This is a genomic window from Undibacterium sp. RuRC25W (assembly GCF_049339825.1).
Taxonomy (GTDB): Bacteria; Pseudomonadota; Gammaproteobacteria; order Burkholderiales; family Burkholderiaceae_D; genus Undibacterium.
Map to the genome: position 1 here is coordinate 28,701 of NZ_JBMPPD010000029.1, position 26,863 is coordinate 55,563.

Annotated in this window: 23 protein-coding genes; 8 read left to right on the top strand and 15 right to left on the bottom strand. The window is 48.8% G+C overall.

Features of this window, described 5'->3' with window-relative positions; genetic code table 11:
- Positions 1-95: 95 nt before the first annotated feature.
- Together ACO0KV_RS13580 and ACO0KV_RS13585 are read left to right on the top strand one after the other, a co-directional pair.
- Entirely contained in the window at positions 96-320 is a 225-nt protein-coding gene (locus ACO0KV_RS13580) for a hypothetical protein (protein ID WP_423043072.1), read from the top strand.
- Positions 321-395: 75 nt separating this feature from the next.
- Positions 396-1,793, top strand: coding sequence for a bifunctional metallophosphatase/5'-nucleotidase (locus tag ACO0KV_RS13585; RefSeq protein WP_423043073.1), 1,398 nt, complete (start codon positions 396-398; stop codon positions 1,791-1,793).
- A gap of 133 nt (positions 1,794-1,926) precedes the next feature.
- Here the strand turns inward: ACO0KV_RS13585 and glmU are convergent, their stop codons facing one another.
- A complete protein-coding gene (glmU, locus tag ACO0KV_RS13590) occupies positions 1,927-3,285 on the bottom strand; it encodes a bifunctional UDP-N-acetylglucosamine diphosphorylase/glucosamine-1-phosphate N-acetyltransferase GlmU (RefSeq protein WP_423043074.1) in 1,359 nt (452 codons plus the stop codon).
- Between the two features lie 210 nt (positions 3,286-3,495).
- On the opposite strand from glmU, the gene ACO0KV_RS13595 reads away from it, so the two are divergent.
- A complete protein-coding gene (locus tag ACO0KV_RS13595; RefSeq protein ID WP_423043075.1) occupies positions 3,496-4,878 on the top strand; it encodes a tetratricopeptide repeat protein in 1,383 nt (460 codons plus the stop codon).
- Between the two features lie 58 nt (positions 4,879-4,936).
- Here ACO0KV_RS13595 and ACO0KV_RS13600 read toward each other — a convergent pair whose 3' ends face one another.
- The 11 genes from ACO0KV_RS13600 to ACO0KV_RS13650 all read right to left on the bottom strand — a co-directional run bounded on the left by ACO0KV_RS13600 (position 4,937) and on the right by ACO0KV_RS13650 (position 20,176).
- Positions 4,937-5,278 (bottom strand): zinc ribbon domain-containing protein YjdM, encoded by a 342-nt coding sequence (locus ACO0KV_RS13600; protein ID WP_423043076.1) that lies wholly within the window; start codon positions 5,276-5,278, stop codon positions 4,937-4,939.
- A gap of 233 nt (positions 5,279-5,511) precedes the next feature.
- A complete protein-coding gene (locus ACO0KV_RS13605) occupies positions 5,512-5,784 on the bottom strand; it encodes a DUF2164 domain-containing protein (RefSeq protein ID WP_423043077.1) in 273 nt (90 codons plus the stop codon).
- A 143-nt stretch (positions 5,785-5,927) separates the two neighbouring features.
- Positions 5,928-6,956: a DUF4062 domain-containing protein gene (locus ACO0KV_RS13610; RefSeq protein WP_423043078.1), complete on the bottom strand. Its 1,029-nt coding sequence runs from the start codon at positions 6,954-6,956 to the stop codon at positions 5,928-5,930.
- A gap of 390 nt (positions 6,957-7,346) precedes the next feature.
- Positions 7,347-7,979, bottom strand: a complete 633-nt coding sequence (locus ACO0KV_RS13615) for a LysE family translocator (protein ID WP_423043079.1) — start codon at positions 7,977-7,979, stop codon at positions 7,347-7,349.
- Positions 7,980-8,078: 99 nt separating this feature from the next.
- Positions 8,079-8,462 (bottom strand): VOC family protein, encoded by a 384-nt coding sequence (locus ACO0KV_RS13620; protein WP_423043080.1) that lies wholly within the window; start codon positions 8,460-8,462, stop codon positions 8,079-8,081.
- A gap of 66 nt (positions 8,463-8,528) precedes the next feature.
- Positions 8,529-9,458, bottom strand: coding sequence for a carbohydrate kinase family protein (locus ACO0KV_RS13625; protein WP_423043081.1), 930 nt, complete (start codon positions 9,456-9,458; stop codon positions 8,529-8,531).
- Positions 9,448-10,710 (bottom strand): AGE family epimerase/isomerase, encoded by a 1,263-nt coding sequence (locus ACO0KV_RS13630; protein WP_423043082.1) that lies wholly within the window; start codon positions 10,708-10,710, stop codon positions 9,448-9,450. The genes ACO0KV_RS13625 and ACO0KV_RS13630 overlap by 11 nt, the downstream gene beginning before the upstream one ends.
- A 26-nt stretch (positions 10,711-10,736) precedes the next feature.
- Positions 10,737-11,738 carry a LacI family DNA-binding transcriptional regulator gene (locus tag ACO0KV_RS13635; protein WP_423043083.1) on the bottom strand — a complete coding sequence of 334 codons (1,002 nt, stop codon included), beginning with the start codon at positions 11,736-11,738 and terminating at the stop codon, positions 10,737-10,739.
- A 206-nt stretch (positions 11,739-11,944) separates the two neighbouring features.
- The gene (locus ACO0KV_RS13640; protein ID WP_423043084.1) at positions 11,945-12,799 is read right to left on the bottom strand and encodes a DMT family transporter; all 855 of its coding nucleotides are present in this window, start codon (positions 12,797-12,799) and stop codon (positions 11,945-11,947) included.
- 219 nt (positions 12,800-13,018) lie between these two features.
- Complete coding sequence (icmF, locus tag ACO0KV_RS13645; protein WP_423043085.1) at positions 13,019-16,309, bottom strand: fused isobutyryl-CoA mutase/GTPase IcmF; 3,291 nt, start codon at positions 16,307-16,309, stop codon at positions 13,019-13,021.
- A gap of 288 nt (positions 16,310-16,597) precedes the next feature.
- Entirely contained in the window at positions 16,598-20,176 is a 3,579-nt protein-coding gene (locus ACO0KV_RS13650; RefSeq protein WP_423043086.1) for an indolepyruvate ferredoxin oxidoreductase family protein, read from the bottom strand.
- A 528-nt stretch (positions 20,177-20,704) separates the two neighbouring features.
- On the opposite strand from ACO0KV_RS13650, the gene ACO0KV_RS13655 reads away from it, so the two are divergent.
- On the top strand, positions 20,705-21,457 hold the full coding sequence (locus ACO0KV_RS13655; protein ID WP_423043087.1) for an AzlC family ABC transporter permease: 753 nt from the start codon (positions 20,705-20,707) through the stop codon (positions 21,455-21,457).
- Positions 21,454-21,777, top strand: coding sequence for an AzlD domain-containing protein (locus ACO0KV_RS13660; protein ID WP_423043088.1), 324 nt, complete (start codon positions 21,454-21,456; stop codon positions 21,775-21,777). Before ACO0KV_RS13655 ends, ACO0KV_RS13660 begins: the two co-directional genes overlap by 4 nt.
- Before the next feature lie 36 nt (positions 21,778-21,813).
- On the opposite strand, the gene ACO0KV_RS13665 is transcribed toward ACO0KV_RS13660, so the two are convergent.
- The 3 genes from ACO0KV_RS13665 to ACO0KV_RS13675 all read right to left on the bottom strand — a co-directional run bounded on the left by ACO0KV_RS13665 (position 21,814) and on the right by ACO0KV_RS13675 (position 24,071).
- Complete coding sequence (locus tag ACO0KV_RS13665; RefSeq protein ID WP_423043089.1) at positions 21,814-22,632, bottom strand: SDR family oxidoreductase; 819 nt, start codon at positions 22,630-22,632, stop codon at positions 21,814-21,816.
- Entirely contained in the window at positions 22,629-23,384 is a 756-nt protein-coding gene (locus ACO0KV_RS13670) for a class II aldolase/adducin family protein (RefSeq protein WP_423043090.1), read from the bottom strand. Before ACO0KV_RS13670 ends, ACO0KV_RS13665 begins: the two co-directional genes overlap by 4 nt.
- A gap of 102 nt (positions 23,385-23,486) precedes the next feature.
- Positions 23,487-24,071, bottom strand: a complete 585-nt coding sequence (locus ACO0KV_RS13675; RefSeq protein WP_423043091.1) for an HD domain-containing protein — start codon at positions 24,069-24,071, stop codon at positions 23,487-23,489.
- A gap of 221 nt (positions 24,072-24,292) precedes the next feature.
- Here ACO0KV_RS13675 and ACO0KV_RS13680 point away from each other — a divergent pair, with 221 nt between their 5' ends.
- The 3 genes from ACO0KV_RS13680 (at position 24,293) to ACO0KV_RS13690 (ending at position 26,861) form a co-directional block, all read left to right on the top strand.
- The gene (locus ACO0KV_RS13680) at positions 24,293-25,009 is read left to right on the top strand and encodes a Crp/Fnr family transcriptional regulator (RefSeq protein ID WP_423043092.1); all 717 of its coding nucleotides are present in this window, start codon (positions 24,293-24,295) and stop codon (positions 25,007-25,009) included.
- Positions 25,010-25,166: 157 nt separating this feature from the next.
- Positions 25,167-25,928 (top strand): hypothetical protein, encoded by a 762-nt coding sequence (locus tag ACO0KV_RS13685; RefSeq protein ID WP_423043093.1) that lies wholly within the window; start codon positions 25,167-25,169, stop codon positions 25,926-25,928.
- 108 nt (positions 25,929-26,036) lie between these two features.
- Entirely contained in the window at positions 26,037-26,861 is an 825-nt protein-coding gene (locus ACO0KV_RS13690) for a substrate-binding periplasmic protein (RefSeq protein ID WP_423043094.1), read from the top strand.
- Positions 26,862-26,863: the final 2 nt, after the last annotated feature.

Genomic DNA, 26,863 nt, shown 5'->3' on the forward strand with positions numbered 1-26,863 from the left:
ATAGAAAAGGTCTGTAACAAAGTAACGTTGCAGGCCTTTTTTTTATTTCGCTATCATTGTCATTTCGATGATTGAAATGCGATTTCGCAAAAAACATGACTTCTATTTCAAAAAAAATTTCCGTTTTGATTGTGCTGGCGAGTCTTTCCGCTTGCGCTACCAAAGATGTTATTCAGAGTAACCGTTACGAAGACATCACGATTTTCAGCATTAACGATTTTCATGGCAATCTGCAAGCAGAGCAGCCAGTTCCGTACGTCGCTAGCAAACCAGATGCGCAACACGCTGGGCAAATGGTGAGTGTGCCAGCTGGTGGTTAAGCCTACCTCGCTACAAAACTGAAAGAGCGTCGCCAAGCGGTCCATGCCAGTATTCTGGTTGGCGCTGGTGACCTGATGGGCGCTTCACCAATGGGCTCCGCGCTCCTCAACGATGAGCCAGTGATTGAGGCCATGAACCAGATCGGTCTGTCGGTGACCGCGGTCGGCAATCATGAATTTGACCGCGGCACTGATGAACTCATGCGTAAGATTGAGGGTAAGTGTCCCGATACAGGCTGTACCTATGCGGATTTCCATGGCGCCAATTACGACTATCTCGGTGCCAACGTATCCCAAGTCGGTAGCTCAAACCCATGGTTGAAGCCTTACGTTATTCGTCAGGTGGGTGATATCAAAATCGGCTTTATCGGCGCGGTGACTGCCGATGTACCTCATCTGGTGGCGGGTGACGCGGTAAAGCGATTACGCTTTGAAGACGAAGCAACCGCCATCAATCGCTACGTGCCTGAGGTGCAAAAACAAGGCGTCGATGCGATCGTTGTGCTGATTCATGAAGGTGCCATGTACAAAGGCGATGAGAACGATTCGACCTACCGTTGCGATGGTTTGCAAGGGCCGATTATCGATATTGCCAACAAACTGGATCAGCGTATCAGTCTGATTGTTTCTGCGCACTCTCATCAGGGTTACACGTGCAAAATCGGTGGTCATTTAGTGGTGCAAGGCCGCAGTTACGGGGCGTTTTTAACTGAATCGACGTTGACGATTGATAAGCAGACGCATCAGGTAATCAATGCCGTTGCAGTGAATCACCTGATCGATCAGCAGCATCTCGTTGCTGATGCTAGCGCTCAGAAACTGGTGACGCAAGTGACCACACAGACTGCGGCAATGCGCCTCCGTCCGGTTGTGACGCTCAATAGCGCTTTGTTACGCGATAGCGATGCACAGCATTTTGACAGCGTCTTTGGTAACGTGATTGCCGATGCGCATTTAGATTTTGCGCATCAACATGGTCACGCTGATGTGGCTTTCATCAACGAAGGAAGTATCCGCAATGATCTTCCTTCAGGTCAGCGATCAGCGCCGATTACCGTGACGTTTGGTGATTTATATGCGACACAACCATTTGGTAATATGCTGGTGAGCATGCAACTCAGCGGTGCGCAGATTATGCAACTGCTGCAGCAACAATGGGCTGGGAAAACGGCAGACGAGCCAAGAAAACTCTATGTCTCCGAGTCACTTTCTTATACCTGGAAAAAAGGTATGGGGACTGACATCCTCATTGACAATGTGAAAATACATGGGCAACCATTGAACATCAACCAAGATTACACCGTGGTCGTCAATAATTTCCTTGCCGATGGCGGAGATAGCTTTAGTGTCTTTAAACAAGGCCGTGATCGTAAAATCATTGGTCGTGATCTCGATGCGCTTGAGGGATACCTCGTCAGTCATGCCGCACAGATTGATGCGGGCGTGGCACGCAATCGTGTACAACGGCGGTAATAGATTGTCGTTCTCATGACAAAGAGCCTCTCAGCAACGTTACGTCAGGTAACTGTGTTGAGAGGCTCTTTGTCAATGAAACACGTGGTCATGGCCGAGTAAGTCCTATTCGGCTATGGCAACAATGAAGGATTTATTTTTTGATTTTGACTGGGCGCTGCCAGTTTTCGATCGTGATTTGTCGGGCGCGTGAGACGGTCAGCTTACCTTCTGGTGCATCTTTGGTCAGTGTCGTTCCTGCTCCCAGCGTAGCGCCCTTACCGACTTTCACTGGTGCGACTAACTGCGTATCGCTGCCGATAAAGACATCATCTTCAATCACAGTCCGAAACTTGTTTGCACCATCATAATTGCAGGTAATGGTACCAGCGCCGATATTCACTCGACTGCCGACGGTAGCATCGCCAACGTAAGCAAGATGGTTGGCTTTGCTATGTGCTGCAATCTGGCTATTTTTGACTTCCACAAAATTACCAATATGGACGTCTTCTGCTAACTCTGTGCCAGGACGCAAACGCGCGTAAGGGCCGATTTGTGATTGCGCACCGACTTTAGCATCTTCAATATGGCAGAACGCCTTGATATTTGCGCCTGCGCCGATGTGTGCATTTTTGATGACGCAATTGGCGGCAACAGAAACGCCATCTTCTAGCGTGACATTCCCCTCAAAGACGCAACCAACGTCGATACTCACGTCACGTCCGCACACCAGCTTACCACGGACATCAATACGCGCAGGATCGAGCAGGTGTACGCCTTGCTCTAGCAACTTGCGGGCAATATTGAGTTGATGAATGCGTTCTAGCTCCGCCAGTTGCACTTTGCTGTTGACACCCAACGTTTCCCAAATGGCATCAGGCTGGGCGGAGACAACGTTGACGCCATCGGCAACCGCACGGGCCACAATATCGGTCAGATAGTATTCGCCCTGAGCATTGTTATTCGACAAGGTGCTCAGCCATTGCTTCAGATGCGCAGTCGGCGCGATCATGATGCCTGTGTTGATCTCAGTGATCAGGCGTTCTGCTTCGTTGGCATCTTTTTGTTCAACGATACGTTTGATCTCACCACCTTCACGCACAATCCGTCCTAAACCGGTTGGATCTGCCATTTCCGCCGTCAGGATTGCTAGGCGGTCATTGCCTGCTACATCCATCAGGCGTTGCAAACTAGCGGCGGTCGTCAATGGGACATCGCCGTACAACACTAAAGTTGGTACGGACTCATCAAGTACAGGAATCGCCTGAGCAACGGCATGGCCTGTGCCTAATTGCGGTTCTTGCTTAGCAAAACGCAGATCGTCTGCGGCGACAACACTTAACACCTGTTCGCCACCATGACCGTAAATGACACAAATCGATGATACCTTTAGGCTACGCGCCGTATCGATCACGTGGGAAAGCAATGCCTTACCAGCCAAAGGATGTAATACTTTGGGCAAAGAGGATTGCATACGTTTGCCCATACCGGCAGCCAGAATCACGACATTCATAGGTGTTTGTGCGGAAGTAATCGCTAAAAAGGTAATGGCAGAATTTTAACATGCTGTCTGAGGGATTTCGATAATAACTGGTATCACCGGAATGGCTTTTGATGCCCACAATACGGTCCCGTTGTTCTTGGTCAACGCCCAGTGACAACCGGTCTTTTGCATTCGATGTCCGTTACAATAAAGGGATGACCCTACTCTTGTCGGAAATTCATGTCTGAAAACACTCTCCTTCAACGTTTTTTAGAAGGTAACGCGCTGATGAACAGCGGTGACCTGCTTGCTGCAGAAAAATGTTTCATGGCAGCATTGGAGATCAATGCCCAATCCGGAGAAGTGATTGCTAATCTCGCCTTTCTGAGAGAGTTACAGGGCGACTTGTTACAGGCCGAGCATTATTATCGTCAGGCGCTCATCTTACTTCCGACAACGATACAAATTTACCTGAACTTAGGCGTCATGCTGGTGAAGCAGAAGCGCTTTGCAGAGGCAGAATTCACTTATCGGGTAGCGTTGCAAATCGACCCCTATTCTCCGGGTAGCTGGTCGAATTATGGGGTGTTACTCGCTTGCATGAAACGTGAGGAGGAGGCTGAGCAATGTTATCGGAAAGCATTAACGATCGATCCCTCCTACCCCAAAGCCCGTTTTAATCTCAGTTATATTTTATTGCGCCAAGCACGGTTTGAAGAAGGCTTACTTAGTCTCGAATCACGCGACTGGCAGGATTTATTTAGTAATTACTTTTATTTTCCACGTTGGCAAGGTGAATCTTTGCAAGGTAAATCTATCCTGATTTGCTTCGAAGGTGGCTTTGGCGACATGATTCAATTTAGTCGGTACGCATCGGTGTTAAAGGCCAACGGTGCTAGCAGAGTAAGTCTGATCTGCCATCCTGCATTGACGGCGTTGTTCGACCGTATGCCGGAGTTGGACGACGTCTACTCTTACCACCTTGATGTTGATAAATCAGGCTGGGATTACTGGGTACCTCTCATCAGCTTGCCCTTTTTGTGTGGAACGCGGCTTGAATCGATTCCCGCACATATTCCATATCTGCGTGCCGATCCAGAAAAAATCGCCTCTTTCAGCAGCTTGTTTTCTGATAAAACCTTCAAAGTGGGTCTCGTCTGGCAAGGCAACACCTTGTTTGAAAACAATGATGACAGATCGATCCCGCAGCTTGCTATGCTCAGCCCCGTTCTTGAGCTCGATGGCATGGAGTTTATTAGTCTGCAAAAAGGGGCTGGCGAAAGTCAGATCCATCAATATGCTGGTCTGAGAGTGGTTCCGGGCGGAGAATTTATTCAGGATTTTGCAGATACCGCCGCACTGATTTCCCAGCTCGACCTCGTCATTACTGTCGACACCTCGGTTGCTCATCTCACTGGTGCGTTGGGCAAAACATGCTGGGTCCTATTGCCCGACTATCGTGCTGATTGGCGCTGGATGACGGCGCGTGATGATAGTCCGTGGTATCCCGAGGTAATGCGTTTATTTCGCCAACAGCCGGATGAAAACTGGACGGCTGTTGCCCGACGTGTTGCGACTGAACTGGAAATCTGGAAGGCAGTGCAATTCCAGGCGGCAAAATAAAACCCCGGTCTGCAATGCCACGCAGCCGGGTTTGTGACGCTGATCGATCAGCGTTCGATCAGACTTTTTTCAGATAGCAGGCTTTGAGCATAAAACTGCCGCCATCCATTTTGCAGTCGACTTCATGATCGCCGCCAACAATACGGATGCTCTTGATCTTCGTCCCCATTTTTAAAGTGGTCGACGAGCCTTTGACTTTCAGATCTTTGATCAGGACAACCGCATCACCGTCAGCCAAGACATTGCCGTTAGAATCTTTCACGATGCGTTCATCGTTATCATCAGCGCTGGCAGCGGCGACCTGAGGCCATTCGTGGCCGCAATCTGCACATACATAGTTGTCGCCGTCAGGGTAAGTATTTTCCAAGCCACATTGTGGGCATGCTGGTAAATTAGACATTTTTTTCTTCAGAGTGCGAATAACAGGCTGGCAGTATAACCGACCAGATGGTGATGCCCTCGATTTTTAATAGGCGGCTTGCGGTAGTTCAATCTCTGCGCTCTTTCATGCAGCTCGAACACTCTCTTCTGTCGCAAGCGGTAGCGTGGGCAGGGGAAGTGGTTGCTTGCAAGTACTTAGACGTTGAATAAACTCGGTGAGTCGGTAGGGCAGATGCGTTTCGCTTTAGCGCATTATCTTTTTTGACGCTTTGCATCGTGTTTGCGCCAGTACTGAAACTCCGCTTCGTGGACTTCGATATCCACTTCCATGATTCTCGCTTGCAAACGTTCTTGCACATCAGTGACCGCTTTGTTGTAAACCAACGGACCAATTTCTTCGAGAAAAAAAGTCAGCAGACTGTCTGCCTCCAGACTACCTATCGGTTCTGGGAAATTTTCTCGTGCATAGCGTTCAATGGATGTGATTGCTTCTTTGCGAGCCTCTTTGGCGATCTGAATGGTCATGAGAAAGTCAGAAGTGAAAGATGCCTATTTTATCGTGTGCAGAGGCCGATCAATGCTAAGTAAGTCAAATTTAATACTGAAAATAAAACGGACGAATTGCCTGGTATCGCAATTCGTCCGTTTGGAATAATGATACAACTGACTTATTTCGTTTCGTTATTTTGTGCCGCGTGGCGCTGAACGGTTTCGAGAATAATTAACTCAGTTTTTCGTATTTCTTCAATCGCATCTTCCAGCGGCAGACTGGTGCCACGGGCTAAGGCCGAAGAGGCAGACATCGTGTTGCCTGCTAAGACATATTCTAGGACGTCCTTCAAGACTGCATCTGACATGTAGGGGCCAAACAAATGTTTGACCTTCTCCTTAAAAAACTCAAATCGTGGTTGAGTTAATGCATATTTTTTGGACGCGAGACTAGCTACCGGAGGCGTTGGTGTTCCTGTGGATGCAGGGGCCACTGCGGCGGCAGGCGTAGCTGGGGCAACAGGCGTAGCAGAAATCGCAGAGATGTCAGGCGTCGTTTTGGGCGCTGTTGGTTGAGCAGCAGGTGCATTATCTGTCGTCTTGACCGCGGTCTTGGCTGGAGTAGCGACAGGTTCGCTGACGTTCACCGGTGCTACTTTTGCTTCAGGCTTGGCTTCAGGTTTTGTTTCTACTTTATTGACGGCTGCTGTCGGTTGGGCCACCGTCTGCCGTATCGCGTTAATTGCTCCCAGTACTCGGAATAAGTCGTTATGTACCTTATTGACCAGATCATCAGCAGAATCAAAAAAACGTACATCTTGTACTTGGCTCAGTAAGCCTTTTAATTCACTCAGTTGATGTGCTGACGTACCAGTATCAACGTGTTTTGGTAAAACCCAATGCTCATCTTCATCCATGATATAAATTAACATTGGAATATGATGTGCCAACGCTTCTTCTAACTCTAATTGCACCAACGATTTTTTTGTTTTTGGATCGACATCGCCGAGCACCATACCAAAAATCCCAATGTAGGCTTTTGCTGCGCGTACAAGATGTAGGCGATTTTCGATTGAGGTCTCAGGAAGCGTTGCAACAACGGACACATCTGGTCTCGCTGCTCCCGCGTGACCGCAGCTTTCAATGATCTTTTGTCTATGCAAAGCCAGATCAAATGGTGTTGAACTGACAAAGATTGTCGCTGTCATAAGATTTCTCGCCCAAAAATGGATGGCACATTAAACGTTTTGCGGCGCAGGACACGTGAGATCAATCCTCTTTTCAGTTCGGGCATCGTGGGCGCAACAGAGGCGCTACTTCAGTCCTCAAAAAAGTGATCCTGGCATGGGAATAGCAAGTTCTTATACTAGCATGAAGCGGAATTGTTGTAGCGTGCTGAGAGCAGAAAGCATCACAATTAATGTTGACGTGTTACAAACCGTCCCAGCGACGTGATAGCGCCCAAAATGAGAGTTGGTACTTTCATTCTATCTTTGTCTTTATGGTCTTGCTGGGACACGTTGCAGTTATTTTTTTGCAATAAAAATACAGTTTTTTTTGATGAATTTTTGTTGTGAAATTGATAGATCCGTTTTTTTTTAAGCTTTCATTCCAGCCATGACTGCAGCGAACCCAACGAAGGCGCCACCGGTGACGCGGTTGAACATTTTTAAGACGCTGGCTTTTTTCAAATAAGTAGAAAGTTTAAAACCACCCAGTGCATAAATCAGGTACCAGCTCATTTCGATGACAGTAAAACTACTTAATAAAATGCCAAATTGCGGTAATTGTGGCAGGCCCGGTTGGATAAATTGTGGCAAAAATGCAGCAGCAAATAACAAGGCTTTAGGATTGCTGGCCGCAGTAACAAAGCCAACGCGATATAAATCCCACGCAGCTGCTTTACTGGCTTGAGGTGCGGCATTCTGATCAACGGCTGACTCGCTGACGGGGGCAGTCCAGACCTTATAGCCTAGATAAGCGAGATACAGCGCACCAGCCCAGCGTAAGGCTTCAAATACCGCTGGGGCACTACGCAATAGGACACCCAAGCCAGCGGCAGACGCTGACATCATCAGAAACAAGGCAGTCAAACACCCCATCGCGCCGCACATCGCCGCACGAAAATTAAAACGGACACTCTGGCTCATGATCAGAAGCATGTTCGGACCAGGTGCGGCAGAGATAAAAAATGTTGCCGTAACAAATAGCCACCAAGTGTGCAGTTTCATATGAAGTTCTCTCAAAAAAGTGATGCAAAAGCGAAACCGCAATGCAGCGTTCATTTTAACTCTTTGCGCTATACCGTGCCGTAAAGAGTTGTTCCTCCATTAGGCTTCGTATAGCTCCAATGGCAAACCATCGGGGTCAGAAAAAAACACAAAACGTCGGTCGGTATATTCATCGATACGGATCTCTTCCATTGAGATGCCTTGTGCTTCTAGGTCTTGTTTGGCTTTGGCGATATCCTCGACGACAAAAGCCAAATGCCGTAAGCCCTGTGCTTCGGGGTAGGAGGGGCGCTTTGGTGCATCCGGAAACGAGAACAGCTCGATTTGGCTGCCATCAGGCAGTGCCAGATCAAGCTTATACGACTGGCGTGCCGGACGATAGTTTTCCGCGATAATACGCAGGCCAAGCTTTCCGACATAAAAATCTTTTGATGCCACATAATCGGAACAAATAATGGCGGCATGGTGGATTCGTTTTAACATCGCAATCACTAAAAAATAGCTGAAGAAAATATTCAAGAAAGTAGTGGAGAGTAGCGCGTACAGATATTATTGATTTGTCGCCCGCTGTAACTCAGAAAATAAAGTAACAACCTGTTCAACAGGCACCGCCTGAGCGCCCGCCGCTGTGCAAGCGGCGGCACCGCTTGCTACTGCATAATGCAAATGCGCTTGCCAGTCTCGTTCCGGATGCAGCGATAAACTGTACAACAGCCCTGCCATACTTGCATCTCCCGCGCCTACCGTATCGACGACCTTGATACGCGGCGTTGTTGTGTGCCAGACCTCGTCGCCTACATATAAACTTGCACCCTCTGCACCGCGTGTATACAGATAAGTGGCATGCGGATTCATGCTGCGCAAACGTTGCAGCCCCTTATCTGCGTTATCTATTCTGAATAGTCCGCACAGATCTTCATCAGACACTTTGATCACATCCGCAAGTGGCGTCATCGTTTGTAAGATGCTGTCGTAGTGTTCGTTCATTATATTTCTGAAGTTAGGATCGTAGCTGATCTTTACTCCTTGCGATTTTAATTGCTGAGCGAGCGCGACCAAGGTTGATGCCAGCGGCTGACGTGCCAGACTGATGCCGCCAAAATGCGCCCACACCACATCGTTGCTCCAGCCAGTGGGTAACTGAGTGACATCAAAATGCAAATCGGCGCTGTCGTCGCCAATAAAAAAGTAACTCGGTGGTGAGCTCTGTGCCACGATCGCTAATAAGGGCGCATGATCATTTCTTTGTAGCAGACGCAAGTCTAAACCAGCGGCGTCGCTGGCGGCATACAACTGATCACCAAAGACATCATTGCTGATTGCACCCGCAAACCCCGTACGCACACCAGCGCGAGCCAGAACGCGCGCGACGTTCCACGTAGAGCCGCCGACGAGACTGCGCCATTGATCATCACCGCTAGCAATCATGTCAGTTAATGCTTCACCAGCGCACACGATAGATGGAAATTTATTCTGCATGAGTGACTCCTGAAGGGGTTCGGGAAAAACTTTTTAGGACATCGTAACAAGCGCCCATCGTGTGATAATCGGTCTTGCCTGCCGGACTTTTTTCATCGCTATATTTCTGATTGTCTCGCGACAACATTCTGAACCACGCACCATGCTGATGATCGATCATGTGTTGCCAGCTATAGTTCCAGATTTTGCTATACCAGTCTCGGTAGTGCTGTTGATTGTGATGCTGCTCAGTTCGTTGGGCAAGCAGCGCTGCCGCCGCCAGCGATTCTGCTTGTACCCAAAAATATTTATCGCTGTCGCAGACGGTTAGGTCTGGTGCAACGCCATAACAAATACCACCGTGCTGCTTATCCCAGGCATACTGTATCGCGGTGTTAAACAAGTGTTCCGCTGTGGGTATCATCCAATGACTATCATGCAGTAGATGATCCCGTTCTGCTTCCAGTAGTACCAGCAACTTGGCCCACTCTGTGAAGTGGCCAGGCTGATATCCCCAGGGGCGGAATAAATTGGCTTTGTCATGCAGATTGTAGTTCCAGTCGATTTGCCATTGCGGGTCATAATGCTCCCAAATCATACCTTGTGCTAAACCTGCCTGACGTTGCGTGATGTTGTGTGCCAGCAGTTCTGCTTTGTGTAAATAGGCGACCGTTCCGGTTGCGTGATACGCGGCTAAGAGCGCTTCGCAGGCGTGCATATTGGCATTTTGTCCGCGATATGGGTCAACATGCTGCCAATCTGCACTGGCCTGGTCTGCATAGAGTCCGTGAGTGGTACTCCAGAATTTATCATCCATTAACTGCACGGTATCATCGAGATACGTTCGCGTTTCTGATACACCTGCCATCACTGCATGTGCATAGGCCAGCACCACAAATGCTAGGCCATAGCAATGGTTATCGGCATCGGTGACTTGCTTTTCACCATCACGCCACTCAAGCTGCCATGCGTAGCCACCGGTGATCGGATCGCGATGAATCTCTCGCAAAAAACGCACACCGTGCCGCACTTGTTCCAGATATGCCGGATCGTTGAACTGTCGGTAAGCCATCGCATAATTAAAGACAAACCGGGTACTGCTGACCAGATGTCGGTGGTGGTGGTTGTACACCGTACCGTCGTCTTTGAAGTAGTGATAAAAACCACCACTTGGATCAATGCACCGTGGATGATAAAAACGCATCGTTGTCGCGATATGCTCAAGGAGCGTATCTGCAGAAAAGAAATCCACGGTCGTCGGATGAGAGGGCATAGTGAGAGAGTCGGTAGATAAAAAAATTAATCGTCGCAAGTGCTTTCGCGCATGATCAGCGTGACTGGCTGGATGGTTTCATTTGTCGATAGCAACGGTGAATCGGTTGCTGGTGCTTGATGAAGCAACATCCCGATACCTGTCGCTCCCAAGGCGTGTTTGTCGATTCGGATGCTGCTTAACGGCGGTATCGACTGCGCTGCAGCTTGGATATCATCAAAACCAATGATGGCAAGTTGCGAAGGGATCTTTATACCGCGCTGATGACAGTATTTCACTACCTCAAGTGCCGTGCTGTCGTTGTAGCAAAATACCGCATCGGGTGGTTGCGGTAAGTGGATCAGATAATCCATTGCGCGAGCGATGCTTGCATGCAGATCATGAACATCGTCGAGATTAATTTCTAAGGCTGGATCTGCCAACATTTTGTTATCAAATAATGCCTGCCTAAAGCCGCGTGCCCGTTCTGCAATACTAAAATGCGCGAGCGAACCGCTGATCATCGCAATCCGCTTGCGACCATTCTGAATCAAATGACGCGTTGCCAATAATCCACCCAGACGATGATCAGGACAAACTGAATGAAAACCAGCTTGCCTTGCATCGAGCAAGACCATGGGCTTATTGGTGTGGCGTAGTGCAGTCAGAACTTCAGGTTCAACATAACCCGCACAGATAATGGCATCCGCTTGATGCAGACGAATTTGTTCCAGAAGTGGTTCAGTCGGGCCGCTGGTGATCAGTGATAAAGCAACACCCGCCTGACGGCAGGCGGTTTCAGCACCTTGCAACACGGGAGAAAAAAATAGACTGGCTGATTCGCCTTCATGTTGGCGATGCAACAGAAACACGACGCGCCGTATCTTGCCTTGTTTTAGGCGAGAAAAATCATAACCCATGGCATGAGCAACTTTGCTGACTCTGACCCGCGTGGTTTCTGTGAGCCCATCTTGATTCTTGAGTGCACGCGATACGGTGCCGACCGACAGGCCAGTCTGACGGGCGATGTCCCTAATACTGACCGTCATACGATGTTCTCCGCAATGCTTAACTAAACAGTCAACTTAAGGTGTCAAATGACAAATGATGACACCTTTCTCTAGCTAGTATTTATACAGTGATAGGAATAATGGGTCAATCAAGAGGAGAGAAACGGTGGTAGTTTAGGAGGTTTACTAAACAGTAGTTTGATCACTTTTTGAATGCTGTAGATAAGGTACCTATTTATCCAGCACTACGAGACTTTACGTCTGTCCGAGTTAAACAGCATACTCAACACACCACCAATGATGATCAAAGCGATTCCAAGTATGGTGCTGCCAGGTAGGGTATCTTTCAACATTAACCACGATAACAAGGCAGAAAAAATAACCGTGGTGTACGACAATGCACTCGTTGTCAGTGCTTTCCCTCGCCCATAAGCACGCGTCATGCACAACTGCCCCAGAGAGCCTAGTGTACCAAAGCCGATAATCGTCGGGAAATTACTCGGATCAACATGAGAAAAGCCCGTACCCATGAGCCACAATAGACTCATGACGACGCCAGTGAGGGAAAAATAAAAGACGACACGTAATTCCGATTCACCATTCTGCACCAGTACACCAACACTGTAATACGCCAGTGCCGTTAGTAGGCCACTGGTCAAACCTGCAAGGCCACCTAAATATTGATTTGGTGAGAAGGAGGGATGCAGTATGGTGACGATGCCAATAAATCCAATAAAGATAGCGACATACACCAGCCAGGTTGGTTTTTCTTTGAACAGAAAAATGGATAGTAGCGCGAGGAAGATCGGATTCGTATAATTGAGCGTGGTTGCGGTTGCGATAGGAAGATGCGCAATCGAGAAGAACATGCAAATCAACGACAGATTACCCGTCATGGCGCGACGCACATGCAACAACGGTACTGAGGTTGAAAACGCAACGCCTTTCTGACGCATCAGAAAAACGATCATGATTAAATTAATCAGTGACCGGTAAAATAAAACATCAGGCACCGCCAATGTATCAGACACATGTTTGATTAATACGCCCATTAAGGCGAAGCAAAAGCCGGCAACGACCATCCACATCGAATACAACATGTTCTCCTGAAATATCTCGAGGGGAAGATAACATGCATCATGGCTTGGTGCATTGATTTATTGTTTTGTGGTCGTCAGTCGACATCTTGCGACGATGTTCAGCGTTGTTATGAACATTCAGGTGGGGGCAGTAGTTATATTTTGGTTAATTTGTTGGATTGCACGTCGTGGAGTGAAAGTCGTTGTAGAAAGTGAGGCGGGGGAGTCCCCGCCCATCCATTACATATTACGACGATATTGCCCGCCGACTTCAAACAAGGCGGTGGTGATCTGGCCGAGCGAGCAGACGCGGGCGGCATCCATCAGTTTGGCGAACACGTTTTCATTGTTGATAGCCGCTTGCTGTAATGCGGCCAGTGCTTGCGGTGCGACGTCGGCGTGGCGTTGATGGAAGTCAGCTAAGCGCGTTAATTGCGATTGCTTTTCTTCCTCGGTGGACCGGGCCAGTTCGATTTTTTGTGGTGCATCGCCTGCCTTCGGATTACGGAAAGTGTTGACACCGATAATAGGCAAGGTACCGTCGTGCTTGAGGTGCTCGTAGTGCATCGACTCTTCTTGGATTTTACCGCGTTGATAGCCAGTTTCCATTGCGCCCAATACGCCACCGCGTTCAGCGATACGTTCAAATTCCTGCATCACGGCTTCTTCGACCAAATCCGTTAATTCTTCAATGATGAAGCTGCCCTGGATCGGATTTTCGTTTTTCGCCAAACCCCATTCGCGGTTGATGATGAGCTGAATCGCTAACGCGCGGCGAACGGATTCATCGGTGGGAGTCGTGATCGCTTCATCGTACGCATTAGTGTGCAGACTGTTGCAGTTATCGTAAATCGCGATCAACGCTTGCAAGGTCGTGCGGATATCGTTGAAGTCGATTTCTTGTGCATGCAATGAACGCCCAGAGGTCTGGATATGGTATTTCAATTTCTGACTACGATCATTCGCGCCGTATTTATCGCGCATGGCAATTGCCCAGATACGACGTGCAACGCGGCCCAGAACGGTGTATTCAGGATCCATACCGTTACTGAAGAAGAACGACAAGTTCGCTGCAAAATCGTCGATGTGCATACCACGTGCAAGGTAGGCTTCGACGAAGGTAAAGCCGTTGGACAGAGTGAACGCAAGTTGTGAAATCGGGTTCGCGCCCGCTTCTGCGATATGGTAGCCAGAGATGGATACCGAGTAGAAGTTACGTACCTGATGATGGACAAAGTATTCCTGAATATCACCCATCACTTTGAGTGAGAATTCTGTCGAGAAGATACAGGTGTTCTGACCCTGATCTTCTTTCAGAATATCAGCCTGCACGGTACCACGCACATTCATTAACACCCACGCACGGATTTTTGCGGCTTCATCGGCAGTTGGCTCACGTTTGTTGTCAGCGCGGAATTTGTTCATCTGCTGATCAATCGCGGTGTTCATGAAGAACGCCAAAATCGTTGGTGCGGGACCATTGATCGTCATGGAAACAGAGGTCGCAGGATCACACAGATCGAAACCATCGTACAAGACTTTCATGTCTTCCAGTGTAGCCACGGAGACGCCAGAGTTACCGACTTTACCGTAGATGTCCGGACGGATGGCTGGATCAGCACCATACAAGGTCACGGAGTCAAACGCTGTCGACAGACGCTTCGCATCCATACCCTGAGATACCAGCTTGAAGCGGCGGTTAGTACGGAACGGGTCGCCTTCACCAGCAAACATCCGTGTTGGGTCTTCACCTTCGCGTTTAAATGCAAATACGCCAGCGGTGAATGGGTAAGAACCAGGCACGTTTTCCAGCAATAACCAGCGCAGAATTTCGCCATGATCGACAAAACGCGGCAGAGCGACTTTACGAATGGTAGTGCCGGATAAGGTTTGTTGCGTCAGACGGGTGCGAATTTCTTTGTCACGAATTTTGACGACATATTCATCACCGGCATATGCGGCCTGCATATCCGGCCACATGGTGATGAGCTTTTTGGATTCGGCGTTCAGATGATTGTCGCGCTCAGAAATTAGCTCATCAAGGGCACCGAAAGCATCGTGCGCTTTGCCGGCGTTGCCCAGCATACGTTTTGTTTCTTGCAGTTGTTGACGCTCACGTGCCAGCGATACTTGTTTGCCGGCTTGCTTGTGATAATTGCGCACAGTATCGGCAATTTCCGCCAGATATCGGCTGCGTGCTGGCGGCACAATAACATTCTTCGCACTAGAGAATTTTACGTTGATTGCGGCCAGTTTGCTGGTGGTGGTTTTCAGACCATGCGCAGTCAGCACTGGTAACAAGCCCTGATACAACGCCGTCACGCCATCATCATTAAAGCGTGACGCTTGTGTCCCATAGACGGGCATATCGTCTGGCTTCTTGGTCCACAGTTCGCGGTTACGCTGATACTGTTTAGCGACGTCACGCAACGCATCTTGCGCGCCTTTGCGGTCAAACTTGTTGATCGCCACAAAGTCAGCAAAATCGAGCATGTCGATTTTTTCTAATTGCGATGCGGCACCAAATTCTGGGGTCATCACGTACATTGAGACATCAACGTGCGGCACAATTGCAGCATCGCCCTGACCAATACCGGAGGTTTCTACAATCACCAGATCAAAGCCCGCGACTTTGCAGGCGGCAATGACGTCGGGTAACGCCTGAGAAATTTCCGAACCCGCTTCACGCGTTGCCAGCGAGCGCATGAAGACTTTGACGTTACCTTTCCATGGATTGATCGCATTCATCCGAATCCGGTCACCCAGCAACGCACCGCCCGATTTACGACGTGATGGATCAATCGAGATCAACGCGATGTTCAGATTGTCATCCTGATCCAGACGGATGCGGCGGATCAGTTCATCGGTCAGAGAAGACTTACCGGCACCGCCCGTACCAGTGATGCCGAAGGCAGGGATGGTGATTTGTTCTGCGGCTTTGATAATGTCGGCGCGTAATTCAGGCGCGACTTTATCGTTTTCGAGGGCGGTGATCAGTTGGGCTAAAGGGCGATGTTTTTTAGCGATATCGCCTTCTTGCAACACACTTAGACTGGTTGGTGCGTAGCTGGAGAGATCGACGTCGCACGCCTGGATCATCGACAGAATCATGCCGACTAGGCCCATGCGCTGACCATCTTCCGGACTAAAAATGCGGGTCACGCCATACGCATGCAGATCCGCGATTTCTTCTGGCACGATCACACCACCGCCGCCGCCAAACACTTTAATATGCGCGCCGCCACGTTGTTTTAGCAGGTCGATCATGTATTTGAAGTATTCAACGTGACCACCCTGATAGCTGGAAATGGCAATCCCTTGCGCATCTTCTTGCAGAGCGGCGGTCACGATTTCTTCTACCGAACGGTTGTGTCCGAGATGGATCACTTCAGCACCATTGGCCATCAAAATGCGGCGCATGATGTTGATCGAGGCGTCATGGCCATCGAATAGTGAAGCGGCGGTAACGAAACGCACCTTATTCGCAGGTTTGTATTCGGTCAGATTTTGGGCTACGGACAGGTCGGTCATGTCATCCTCAACAGTCTATTTTTTTTGGATAAGCATACGCTTACATATGCTTATCGGGGTGGTTATTGCTAACGAATTGATCAGTTTGTTTGCCGCTAACTTATATGACGTTAACGTAAACGTCAATACGAATATTGAGAAACAGTTAGAAATGCCAAGTCCATTATTCATGCGGTTCTTAAGGCAAAAATGGCTCAAGAGTGGCTTTCTTATTGGACTTGGTAAATTGATATTTTTTTGCTATCGACCAGCGCTCTTTCCCTAGGAGTAAGCGCTGGTCGTTGCGTTTTATGCCGCAGCGCGCTTTGCTGGCTGGTTTAGCAGACTGGCTTTTTCGAGCTGGTACGCTTGCATTGCCTTTTCTTTGACGTGGCCAAATCCGCGAACTTTTTCAGGCAAGTTCGCCACAGCAATCGCTGTCTCGAGAGTGTCAGATGTTAAATTTGACAACAGTTGCTCGATCGCAGCACGATAATCAGCAATCATGGCACGTTCTGCTTTGCGCTCTTCGGTGTAACCAAAGAGATCGAGCTTAGTACCGCGTAAGCCTTTTAATTTGGCGAGGATGCCAAACGCACGCCACATCCATGAGCCATATTGCGCCTTGATTAAATGCCCTTCTGCATCTTTTTTGGAGAATAAAGGTGGGGCAATATTGAATTTCAGACTGAAATCGCCTTCAAACTGTTGCTTAAGTTTGTCGGTGAACTGGCCATCTGTGTACAACCGTGCGACTTCGTATTCGTCTTTATAGGCCATCAATTTGAAGTAGTACTTGGCCACTGCGGTGGTCAGCCTATTACCGAGCCCTAGCGCCGTTTCCGTATTGCGGACATGGGTAACCAATGCGCGATATTGCTCAGCATATGCCGCGTGTTGATAAGCAGTCAGATAGTCGATACGGCGCTTGATGACGGTATCGAGATTCTGTGGCATCTGTACAACGACGGTCTGCGTTGGCATTGCAATTTTTTCGACGCGTGGCAGATCCACCGCCGCACGACGTCCCCATAAGAAGGCTTTTTTGTTTGATTCAATCGCCACACCATTGAGCTCGATTGCCCGTAACAGCGCTGTTTCAGACAAAGGAATTGCACCTTTTTGGAAGGCAAAACCAAGCATAAATAGGTTGGTGGCGATCGAATCGCCCATCAATGCCGTTGCAATTTTGGTCGCGTTGATGAAATCAGCGTTACCGTCAACGGATTCAGAAATTAAATGCTCGGTAGATTCTAATGGGAATTGCCAGTCCGGATTTTTAGCAAACGGGCCGGTTGGTTGTTCGTTGGTATTGATGACAGCGCGGGTACGGCCTGCACGCATTTTTGAAATCGCATCATGGGCGCCAGCAGTCAGAATATCGCAGCCTAAAATCAGGTCAGCTTCACCCGTGGCAATTCGTTGTGCGCGCAGTTTGTTGCGGTCATTGACGATACGGATATGCGATGTCACTGAGCCATTCTTTTGCGACATCCCAGTCATATCCAGCACGGAGGCGCCTTTGCCTTCAAGGTGGGCTGCCATACCCAGTAAGGCACCGACCGTGATGACACCCGTGCCACCAATGCCGTTGATGAGGATATTGTAGGACGTTGCACAGGTTGGTAATACCGGTGCAGGCAAGGTGCCAAAGTCATCGGTTTTTGCTGTGCCAGTTTTTGATTTACGTAATTTACCGCCTTCTACGGTCACAAAACTTGGGCAGAAACCTTTGACGCATGAATAATCTTTATTGCATGACGATTGGTCAATTGTGCGCTTGCGACCAAATTCCGTTTCCAGCGGCATGATGGAAGTGCAATTCGATTGCACGCCACAATCGCCACAACCTTCACAAACGGCGTCGTTGATGAACATGCGTTGGTTAGGGTCAGGGAATTCGCCTTTTTTGCGACGGCGACGTTTTTCTGCGGCGCAGGTCTGATCGTAAATTAAGACGCTACAGCCTGGTAATTCGCGCAATTCACGCTGGACCGCATCCATGTCTTTACGATCATGCAACGTCACCGAAGCTGGCAATTGCGAGCGGTCGGTGTAGCGGGACAAATCTTCCGTCACCAAGGCGATACGCTTGACGCCTTCGGCGGCCATTTGTTGCGCCATCATCGGGACACTGATCGTGCCATCGACAGGTTGACCACCCGTCATCGCAACGGCATCGTTATACAAAATCTTATAGGTAATATTGACCTTGGCTGCAACCGCCGCTCGGATCGCCAGATAACCCGAATGGAAGTAAGTCCCATCGCCAAGATTTTGGAACACATGCGGCAAGGTAGAAAAGGCGGCCTGACCAATCCATGGCGCACCTTCACCGCCCATGTGGGTGGTGAGCTTATTAAATTCAGGATAAATCGCTGTCGCCATCACGTGACAACCAATCCCTGCCAGCGCCAAACTACCTTCAGGTACTTTGGTGGAGGTATTATGCGGGCAACCGGAGCAATAGTAAGCCGGACGCGCTGGTGTGTTGACTTGCTTGGTCAGCACCACATCTTTGGCTTCCAGAAACGCCAGACGCGCTTTGATCAGATCGCTGGTATGGAAACGTGCAATCCGTGAAGAAATGACGCGGGCAATCTGCGCAACCGAGAAATCGGCCTTTGAAGTCAGCAGCCATTCTCCGCGCGGATGGACCCATTCGCCTTTTTCATCGAACTTACCAATCACGCGTGGACGCACGTCGTCACGCCAGTTGTACAGTTGTTCTTTGAGCTGGTATTCGACCATCTGGCGCTTTTCTTCGATGACCAGAATTTCATCCAGACCTTGCGCAAATTCACGTACGCCATCCGGCTCTAATGGCCATGGCATCGACACTTTAAATAAACGAATGCCGATGTCAGCCGCAAATTTCTCATCGATACCGAGTTCCTCTAAGGCTTCTAATACGTCTAAGTACGATTTACCAGAGGCAACAATCCCCAGTTTGGCGTGGGGACTGTCAATCGTGACGTGATTGAGTTTGTTGGCGCGGGCATAGGCGAGCGCGGCGTAGATTTTGTAATCCTGCATCAGCGCTTCTTGCTTACGCGCCTGAATGCCAAGCGTATCCAAGGACAAGCGGGTGTTCAGGCCGCCTTCTGGCATCACAAAATCTTCAGGGATCGTGATCTTGAGACGGAATGGGTCCGCATCGACAGACGACGTTGATTCAACCGTATCGGCCAGCGCTTTAAAGCCAACTGCGCAACCAGAAAAACGGGACATCGCCCACGCGTGCAAGCCCAGATCCAGATATTCCTGCACGTTGGCAGGGTATAGCATTGGGATCATACAAGCAGAAAAAATATGATCCGATTGATGCGGCAAGGTTGACGAGTACGCGCCGTGATCGTCTCCGGCGACTAACAACACACCACCATGCTTGGAGGTGCCAGCGTGGTTCATGTGCTTAAACACGTCAGCACTACGGTCCACGCCAGGACCTTTGCCGTACCACATGGCATACACACCATCGTATTTGGCAGGACCGATCAGATCGACCGTTTGCGTGCCCCAGACTGCCGTGGCGGCTAAGTCTTCATTGACGCCCGGTACAAATTGCACATGGTTTTGTTCGAGTAATTTTTTGGTTTTCCACAATGTCTCGTCGAGACCACCCAAGGGCGAGCCACGATAGCCAGAAATAAATCCGGCAGTATTGAGGCCCGCAGCGAGATCACGTTGTCGTTGTATCATCGGCAAGCGCACTAATGCCTGAATGCCGGATAAAAAGATGATGCCCTTGTTCGACGTATATTTATCGTCGAGACTGACATCGTGTAACTGAGGGGTGGTAGTGGCGTTTGCGCTCGATGTTTGTTCTTGCGCAGAGGAAGACGCGGACGTGAGTCCAGCAGACTCCAGTTGGGTGTCGGATGACATGTGTGGCTCCAAAATGGGTAATTTAGATCGCAAAGAACATGCGTTGCATCCGGTAAGACACAAGTCTGCTCGTAACCTATAGCGAGGTATCGGGTATAGGCTCTCGTTGCGTTGGCTGAGATGGCAGCCATTTTATTCGAATTCGGCACAAAATTCGATAGCAAGACGCTAGCTTATTGCCTCTCTGTGCAATTGGCGGCGCGCTTACCCAAATAAACGCGACGCCGATTGTCGGGTGTCATGCAATAAGAACATCGGTATCTGTTTTGGCCGAATCAAAGAGACATCAAAAGAAGCTTTCCGAAATTTCGCTGCAGCGCTTCTTCGACTTCCTTTGAAATCTGCTGTGTTCACAGTGTAGGGCAGAAAGTGGGTTTGGGAAAATATGGAATTAAAATAGGGGTATCATGAAAAATGATAGCTTGGTTTTGCTTGTACTCGTTATCTTCCGCAAGAAGTCGTACTCGTCTTTGATATATCTAGCACCCCTCGTAACGCCATGTATACTTCTCCCCCAAAGGAGACTTCATGACTATTAACAACGAGACGCCGCTGTCTGCTCGCGCGCTCAAGCTGTCCAATTTGGTGAAAGGTGCCAGAGATACGATTCCGATGTTGGTGGGTGCGGCGCCGTTTGGGATGATTTTTGGGGCGCTGGTTTCCACCAGTACGATGATGCCTTGGCATGGGCAGTTGATGTCCTTGTCTGTGTACGCGGGGTCGAGTCAGTTTATTGCGGCGGGGCTTGTTGCCAGTCATACTGGCATGCTGGTGATTTGGCTTACCACGTTTATCGTTAACCTACGACACATGCTGTATGCGGCGACGCTCTTGCCGCATGTGGCACATTTGTCGGCACGCTGGCGCTGGCTGCTGGGGTTTTTACTGACTGACGAAACCTTTGCCGTGGTGGCAGGGCATCATCAACAGCCCCTCAGTGCTACTGAACGACGGTATGCGCATTGGTATTTTTTGGGTTCTGGACTGGCGATGTACAGTAATTGGCAATGTTGGACGTTGATTGGCTTATTATTTGGCACTCTGTTTCCGGGGCTACAAAATATGGGGCTTGATTACGCGATGGTGGCGACGTTTATTGCCATTATTGTGCCGCAACTGCATAAGCTGCCTTACTTGGCGGCAGCGGTGGCAGCGGGTAGCTTTGCCTTTTTATTGCGTGATCTGCCCTACAAACTGGGTTTGTTGACAGCGGTATTTGTGGGGGTGACGGTAGGGATGGTCTTGTCGCGTCAGATGTTGAGCAACAAGGAGAGCGTATGAACTATACCCTGCTCATTCTTGGCATGGCGGTCATTACCGTGCTCATTAAAGCGATCTTTTTTATTCTAGGTGACCGTCTGAGTTTTCCGGCGTGGTTAAATCAGGCACTGAGTTTTGTGCCGGTGACGGTATTGACCGCCATTATCACGCCCATGATTCTCGCGCCCCATGGAGAAAATCTTGAACTCAATCTACATAATCCACAATTGCTGGCATCGCTGGTCGCGGTTGTCGTATGTTTATTAGGCAGGCGGCAGTTACTCACCATCGCGGCTGGATTGCTGAGTTTTTTCTTATTTCAGTGGATCTTCACTGGCTGATCTGTACAAAAAGGGTTCGTTGACCGCGATAAGAAATTATTGCGGACGAACCTCTTTTTTCAATGCAGACATTGCCATTTTTTCGACCAGACTAGGCGCTAGCAGTTTGAGCAGGCGTGCTAGTTTGCCTTTGCTTGTCATCACCACTTCGCGTTTATTGCTTTCCATGCCGTCGATGATCAGCCGTGCGCATTCTGTCACGGACATCGCATTGTCTTCTTTGAGTCCACTCTGACCTGCGGCATCACCTGCGGCGTTGTAGCCGTGATAGCGAATCCGTGTTGCAACCACACCAGGGTAGGCGAGCGTGATGTGTACACCAGTATCACTGATTTCGCTGCGCAGACTTTCAAAGAAGCCATTCATCGCGAATTTGCTGGCGCTGTAAGCAGTGCGTCCGGGCACACCGATTAAGCCCGCCAGAGATGACACTGCGACGATATTGCCACGGGTTTCTTTCAAATAGGGCAGCGCAGCATGGGTACACCAAACACTGCCCCAGAAATTAATCCGCATCAGTTCCTGGTACCAGCCTAGGTCTTCTACGTCGCTAAATAAGGCTTGCGCCGATTTGCCAGCGTTATTGATGAGACAGTCAATACTACCGAACGCTTCAATCGTGGCGCGTATCAGACGCCGACAATCCGGTTCGGAACCAACGTCCGTTTTTACTACCAGACATACACTGCCAAACAGTTTGCAATCACTGGCGACCTCATGCAGCGCTTCTTCGTTGCGTGCCGCCAGCACGATTCCCAAGTCACCTTTATATTTATGGGCAAGTTGCCGCGCCATTTCAGCACCAATGCCGTCAGAGGCACCGGTAATAACAATGACGCGATGTCGTTTCGTCATAATGCGTAGCTTTCGTCAATACGGTTGAGTTTACGAATAAGGGATGGCCAGACAAACGCACCACCAAGGCCGCCGGTTTGCACGCGCATCGCTTCGGAAACACCTTTGACGATCTGTGGATTGATCTGTGTCAGTGCACCACCGGCTTGAGCTGCAAGCTGAATCTGGCACGTTGACTCGAAGGTGTACATCGACAAAAATGCATCCGCAATGGATTTACCTGCTGTCAGCAAGCCATGGTTACGCAGTATTAAAAAATTGGCGCGCCCCATATCTGTCTGCAAGCGTGGTTTTTCATCTTCGCGAAACGCCACGCCTTCATAATCATGATACGCGAGTGAAGCCAATACAAATGTAGATTGTTGTGAAATCGGCAAAATTCCACATTCCTGTGCACTGACCGCCACACCAGCGCGCGTATGTGTATGCAGTACGCATTGCACATCGTCACGCGCTGCGTGGACGGCACTGTGGATGACAAAGCCGGCCGGATTGACCGGAAATGGCGAGTCAATCACCTTATGGCATTGCTGGTCGACTTTAATCAGCGATGAGGCGGTGATTTCATCGAACATCAGCCCGTATGGATTAATTAGAAAATGATGCTCTGGACCAGGGATGCGCACACTGATGTGGGTGAATACCAGATCGCTCCAACCATACAGCGCAACTAAGCGGTAACAGGCTGCGAGATCGACACGCAATTGCCATTCTTCAGGACTGACTTGGTCTTTTAATGAGGGTATTAACATGATGTCTCCAATTATTTTTTATAAGATGTATACAAAACTACCGTAGCGTCGTCGCGGTGTCAGAATAAATAAAATGCGTAACCGCTGTCATGCTGTATTTTTTTAGTTCTTCTCGCTTAATGCCGCCCGATAGATCGTATTTTTAGGGCGGGCGAATAAACGTTGTAGCATCGGTTCAAATTCAATTATCGGAAAAGTCTCTGCATGCGGATCAAAGGAGGGGTTGTCATACAAAGCGCAGAATTCTGCTGTCTTCTCAAAGTGGGGGTGACCACGGAATTGCTCACGCATATCTCTGTCCATACCAAGGTGATGAAAAAAATAATGCCCCTGGAAAATCCCATGATGCTGCACCATCCATACATTGTCTTCGCTGACAAACGGCTTGAGGATGGCCGCGGCGATGTCCGGATGGTTATAGCTGCCCAGCGTATCACCGATATCATGCAAGAGTGCGCAGCAAACATATTCTTCATCTCTGCCATCGCGTAATGCGCGCGTTGCTGTTTGAAGGGAATGGGTATAGCGATCAATCGGAAAACCGCCGTAGTCGCCTTCCAATAATTGTAAATGGCGGATAATGCGTTCAGGCAATTTTTGGGCGAATTGCACGAACTCGCCGCCGATAATTTGCCAGTCTTCTTTTTTACTGTCTTCCATGCGGACGAAATCACTACGATGATGCATTTGTCTCACTCCTGTTGAATTATTACACCGACGTAACACCTTCCTTGAAAACATGTTTGTACTTCAATGTCGAAAAAAACGCAGACGATATTGAGTTTTTCAGGGCTGGCTCGTACAGTGTTGGTTTATGTTGACACAACCATACAGTGATTCAGGGCAGCAAACTGTCAAATATTCTACAATTGATTTAAAGAATATTTCTTCAAATGAATGGTAACAAAATGTCATTCACAGTGTTACCAAATAAAACTCCTTTTGTGTCTCACTTATCAGCATTGTCTGAGGATAGCTGGTTTGCGGCGTTGTCACCCGAATTGCGTCAAGCATTGCTGCTTAACGCAACCAGTGTGCACCTCGTTGCAGGTGAAATGTTGTTCAGGCGCGGAGATGCTCCCAGCGGTTTTTATGCCTTACTCAAAGGCAATATAAAAATGTCGACGCTAAGTGAAGATGGCCGCGAAGGAATACTGACAATCCTTGAGCCGAGTACCTGGTTTGGTGAAATCTCGCTCATTGATGGCCAGCCCCGAACGCATGATGCAACTGCGGTGGGCATCGTTGAACTGCTGCTTGTGACGCCACTTTGTTTTTCAGCACTGATGCGAGATCCCGTGTTTGCAACGGCGATTGCTCACATGTTGGCGTACAGAATTAGATTGCTCTATGGCATTGTCGAAGATGCGCATTTGCGTTCGCCAAGGGCACGTGTTGCACGTCGCCTGTTATTGCTTGCAGGCAGTAACACGATGCACACATCCGCTTCGCACAATTGCGTTCCTGTGTCACAGGAATCGCTGGCAATGATGTTAGGAATGAGTCGTCAGACGTTATCAAAAGAATTGAAATTTTTGTCGCAGCAAAGAGTGATTGCACTGAAATACCGCGCAATCAATATCATCTCAGCAACCGCGTTATCCGATTATTCTGATCAGCATTGAGCAATACGGTGTTCGCCGCATGATTATTTTTTGTAAAAAGAATATTTATGTTCTATCCTAAAAGATTAACCGACACAGTTCCTGGATTTTTTAAATGGCGCACATAGTGATTCGTTATTGTTGCTGTTTCTTAATCATTTTCTTTTGCAATTGCATCATGTCTGCAGTTTATGCAAAGTGTACTCGCAAGATCAACGTCACCTTTTCGCCGACGGGCTTGACCGCTATTGCCTCGGAAAATGGTCTCTCGGGTGTCTATCCAACTTTGCTATCCTCTGTCCCTGCCAAGGATGGGTGCGTATTTGATTTTTCGATGGTGCCTCGCACACGTCAGGAATTGATGTTTCAACACGGCCAAACTGACTTGCTACTCCCCGCCATCAAAACCTCTCGGCGCGATGCATTTGGCATTTTTATTCCACTCCTCTACACGAGGGCAACGTTAGTGTCGATGCGAACGGATTTGCCTTTAGTTGCCAATATCCAAGAGTTGATCGACAGAAAAACGTCGAAGGTGGTTGTGGTCCGTGGTTATGACTATGGCGAAATTTATATGAATTTGATGCAAGAGCTTACCAAGCAAGACCGCCTGATTTATGAAGCGGATCCAGGGTCGGTTGCCCGGATGTTAAAAGCGGGTGCGGCCGATTACACCATCATTGCCCCTTACATCTTGATTGGTGAAGTGCAGATGGACGCTCGAATACGCGATATAGAAGACAAGTTACACTATGAAGTGCTGCCTGAATTGCCTTGGCTTGATAGTGGTGTTTATCTTTCTCAGACAACATTGAATGAACAAGATCAGCAAAGTCTTAAGACTTTATTTACCGCTTTTACGAAGTCTGGTGCTGTATGGAAACTTTTCAAAAATTATTATCAATCAGACGCGTTTAACCTCGGCTCTCGCCCAAGATAACTTCACATTGTATTTCCATCCTATTTTTCGCTCCTGCCTACTACTTTTTGTTTTAAAAGTGAATGTTTCAGGTAGACTATTTCTGACGCACATCCCTTGAGCTTCAGTATGTCTAACCTTCAATCGTTCAGATCTTTAAAAGGCTTGCTTGTTTTGCTGTTAGCAGGCGTGTCGTTATCTGCCTTGGCGCGTTGTTCGCGGCCGATGAATGTGCCTGTGGCAGCGACTGGACTGAGTGTGATTGATCAAGGCGAGATCATTAGCGGTATTTATCCGGAAATATTACGCTCAGTTGCCGCTAAAAAGGGCTGTGTTTTTCTTATTACCCTAGTACCGCGGGCACGTCTGGAGTTGATGTTTGAAACGGGAGAAGCCGATCTCATGATCCCCGCAACGCGTACGCCTCATCGTGATCAATATGGAATGTTCATTCCATTGATTCGTAATCGTGCTGTGTTGATGTCAATACAAACAACGCTGCCAGCCGTCAAGACGATGCAGGATCTGTTATCACAACCAAAATCTAAAGTCGCTGTTGTACGCGGCTTTGATTATGGCGAGCGCTATTTGGAACTGATCACTGAATTACAAAAGCAGGGACGGCTGGTGGTGGATACCGATCCGTTGTCTGTGGCGCGGTTGTTAAAACTGGGTAGTGTCGATTACGCGCTGATGGGGCCGACAATTCTGGCTGGCACATCACAAACTGATCAACGCGTCGAGGACATGGTTAACCATTTGCGTTACGAAACGCTGGCAGAAATGCCGTGGGGGGAGAGCGGTGTTTATTTTTCCAAAAAAGCCTTAAGCATAGAAGATCGGCATGCCCTACAAGAAATTTTTCTTTATATTGAGAGCAAAGGTCTGGTCTGGAAAGGCTTCCGCCGCTACTATCGCGAAGAACTCCTGCAAGAGGGCGTTCGGCCGCTGTGAGT

What these genes read in the sequence shown, in the direction of transcription:
- ACO0KV_RS13580 (WP_423043072.1), top strand. Translation starts at nt 96, where the DNA reads ATGACTTCTATTTCAAAAAAAATTTCCGTTTTGATTGTGCTGGCGAGT.
- ACO0KV_RS13585 (WP_423043073.1), top strand. Translation starts at nt 396, where the DNA reads ATGGGCGCTTCACCAATGGGCTCCGCGCTCCTCAACGATGAGCCAGTG.
- glmU (WP_423043074.1), bottom strand. Translation starts at nt 3,285, where the DNA reads ATGAATGTCGTGATTCTGGCTGCCGGTATGGGCAAACGTATGCAATCC.
- ACO0KV_RS13595 (WP_423043075.1), top strand. Translation starts at nt 3,496, where the DNA reads ATGTCTGAAAACACTCTCCTTCAACGTTTTTTAGAAGGTAACGCGCTG.
- ACO0KV_RS13600 (WP_423043076.1), bottom strand. Translation starts at nt 5,278, where the DNA reads ATGTCTAATTTACCAGCATGCCCACAATGTGGCTTGGAAAATACTTAC.
- ACO0KV_RS13605 (WP_423043077.1), bottom strand. Translation starts at nt 5,784, where the DNA reads ATGACCATTCAGATCGCCAAAGAGGCTCGCAAAGAAGCAATCACATCC.
- ACO0KV_RS13610 (WP_423043078.1), bottom strand. Translation starts at nt 6,956, where the DNA reads ATGACAGCGACAATCTTTGTCAGTTCAACACCATTTGATCTGGCTTTG.
- ACO0KV_RS13615 (WP_423043079.1), bottom strand. Translation starts at nt 7,979, where the DNA reads ATGAAACTGCACACTTGGTGGCTATTTGTTACGGCAACATTTTTTATC.
- ACO0KV_RS13620 (WP_423043080.1), bottom strand. Translation starts at nt 8,462, where the DNA reads ATGTTAAAACGAATCCACCATGCCGCCATTATTTGTTCCGATTATGTG.
- ACO0KV_RS13625 (WP_423043081.1), bottom strand. Translation starts at nt 9,458, where the DNA reads ATGCAGAATAAATTTCCATCTATCGTGTGCGCTGGTGAAGCATTAACT.
- ACO0KV_RS13630 (WP_423043082.1), bottom strand. Translation starts at nt 10,710, where the DNA reads ATGCCCTCTCATCCGACGACCGTGGATTTCTTTTCTGCAGATACGCTC.
- ACO0KV_RS13635 (WP_423043083.1), bottom strand. Translation starts at nt 11,738, where the DNA reads ATGACGGTCAGTATTAGGGACATCGCCCGTCAGACTGGCCTGTCGGTC.
- ACO0KV_RS13640 (WP_423043084.1), bottom strand. Translation starts at nt 12,799, where the DNA reads ATGTTGTATTCGATGTGGATGGTCGTTGCCGGCTTTTGCTTCGCCTTA.
- icmF (WP_423043085.1), bottom strand. Translation starts at nt 16,309, where the DNA reads ATGACCGACCTGTCCGTAGCCCAAAATCTGACCGAATACAAACCTGCG.
- ACO0KV_RS13650 (WP_423043086.1), bottom strand. Translation starts at nt 20,176, where the DNA reads ATGTCATCCGACACCCAACTGGAGTCTGCTGGACTCACGTCCGCGTCT.
- ACO0KV_RS13655 (WP_423043087.1), top strand. Translation starts at nt 20,705, where the DNA reads ATGACTATTAACAACGAGACGCCGCTGTCTGCTCGCGCGCTCAAGCTG.
- ACO0KV_RS13660 (WP_423043088.1), top strand. Translation starts at nt 21,454, where the DNA reads ATGAACTATACCCTGCTCATTCTTGGCATGGCGGTCATTACCGTGCTC.
- ACO0KV_RS13665 (WP_423043089.1), bottom strand. Translation starts at nt 22,632, where the DNA reads ATGACGAAACGACATCGCGTCATTGTTATTACCGGTGCCTCTGACGGC.
- ACO0KV_RS13670 (WP_423043090.1), bottom strand. Translation starts at nt 23,384, where the DNA reads ATGTTAATACCCTCATTAAAAGACCAAGTCAGTCCTGAAGAATGGCAA.
- ACO0KV_RS13675 (WP_423043091.1), bottom strand. Translation starts at nt 24,071, where the DNA reads ATGCATCATCGTAGTGATTTCGTCCGCATGGAAGACAGTAAAAAAGAA.
- ACO0KV_RS13680 (WP_423043092.1), top strand. Translation starts at nt 24,293, where the DNA reads ATGTCATTCACAGTGTTACCAAATAAAACTCCTTTTGTGTCTCACTTA.
- ACO0KV_RS13685 (WP_423043093.1), top strand. Translation starts at nt 25,167, where the DNA reads ATGTCTGCAGTTTATGCAAAGTGTACTCGCAAGATCAACGTCACCTTT.
- ACO0KV_RS13690 (WP_423043094.1), top strand. Translation starts at nt 26,037, where the DNA reads ATGTCTAACCTTCAATCGTTCAGATCTTTAAAAGGCTTGCTTGTTTTG.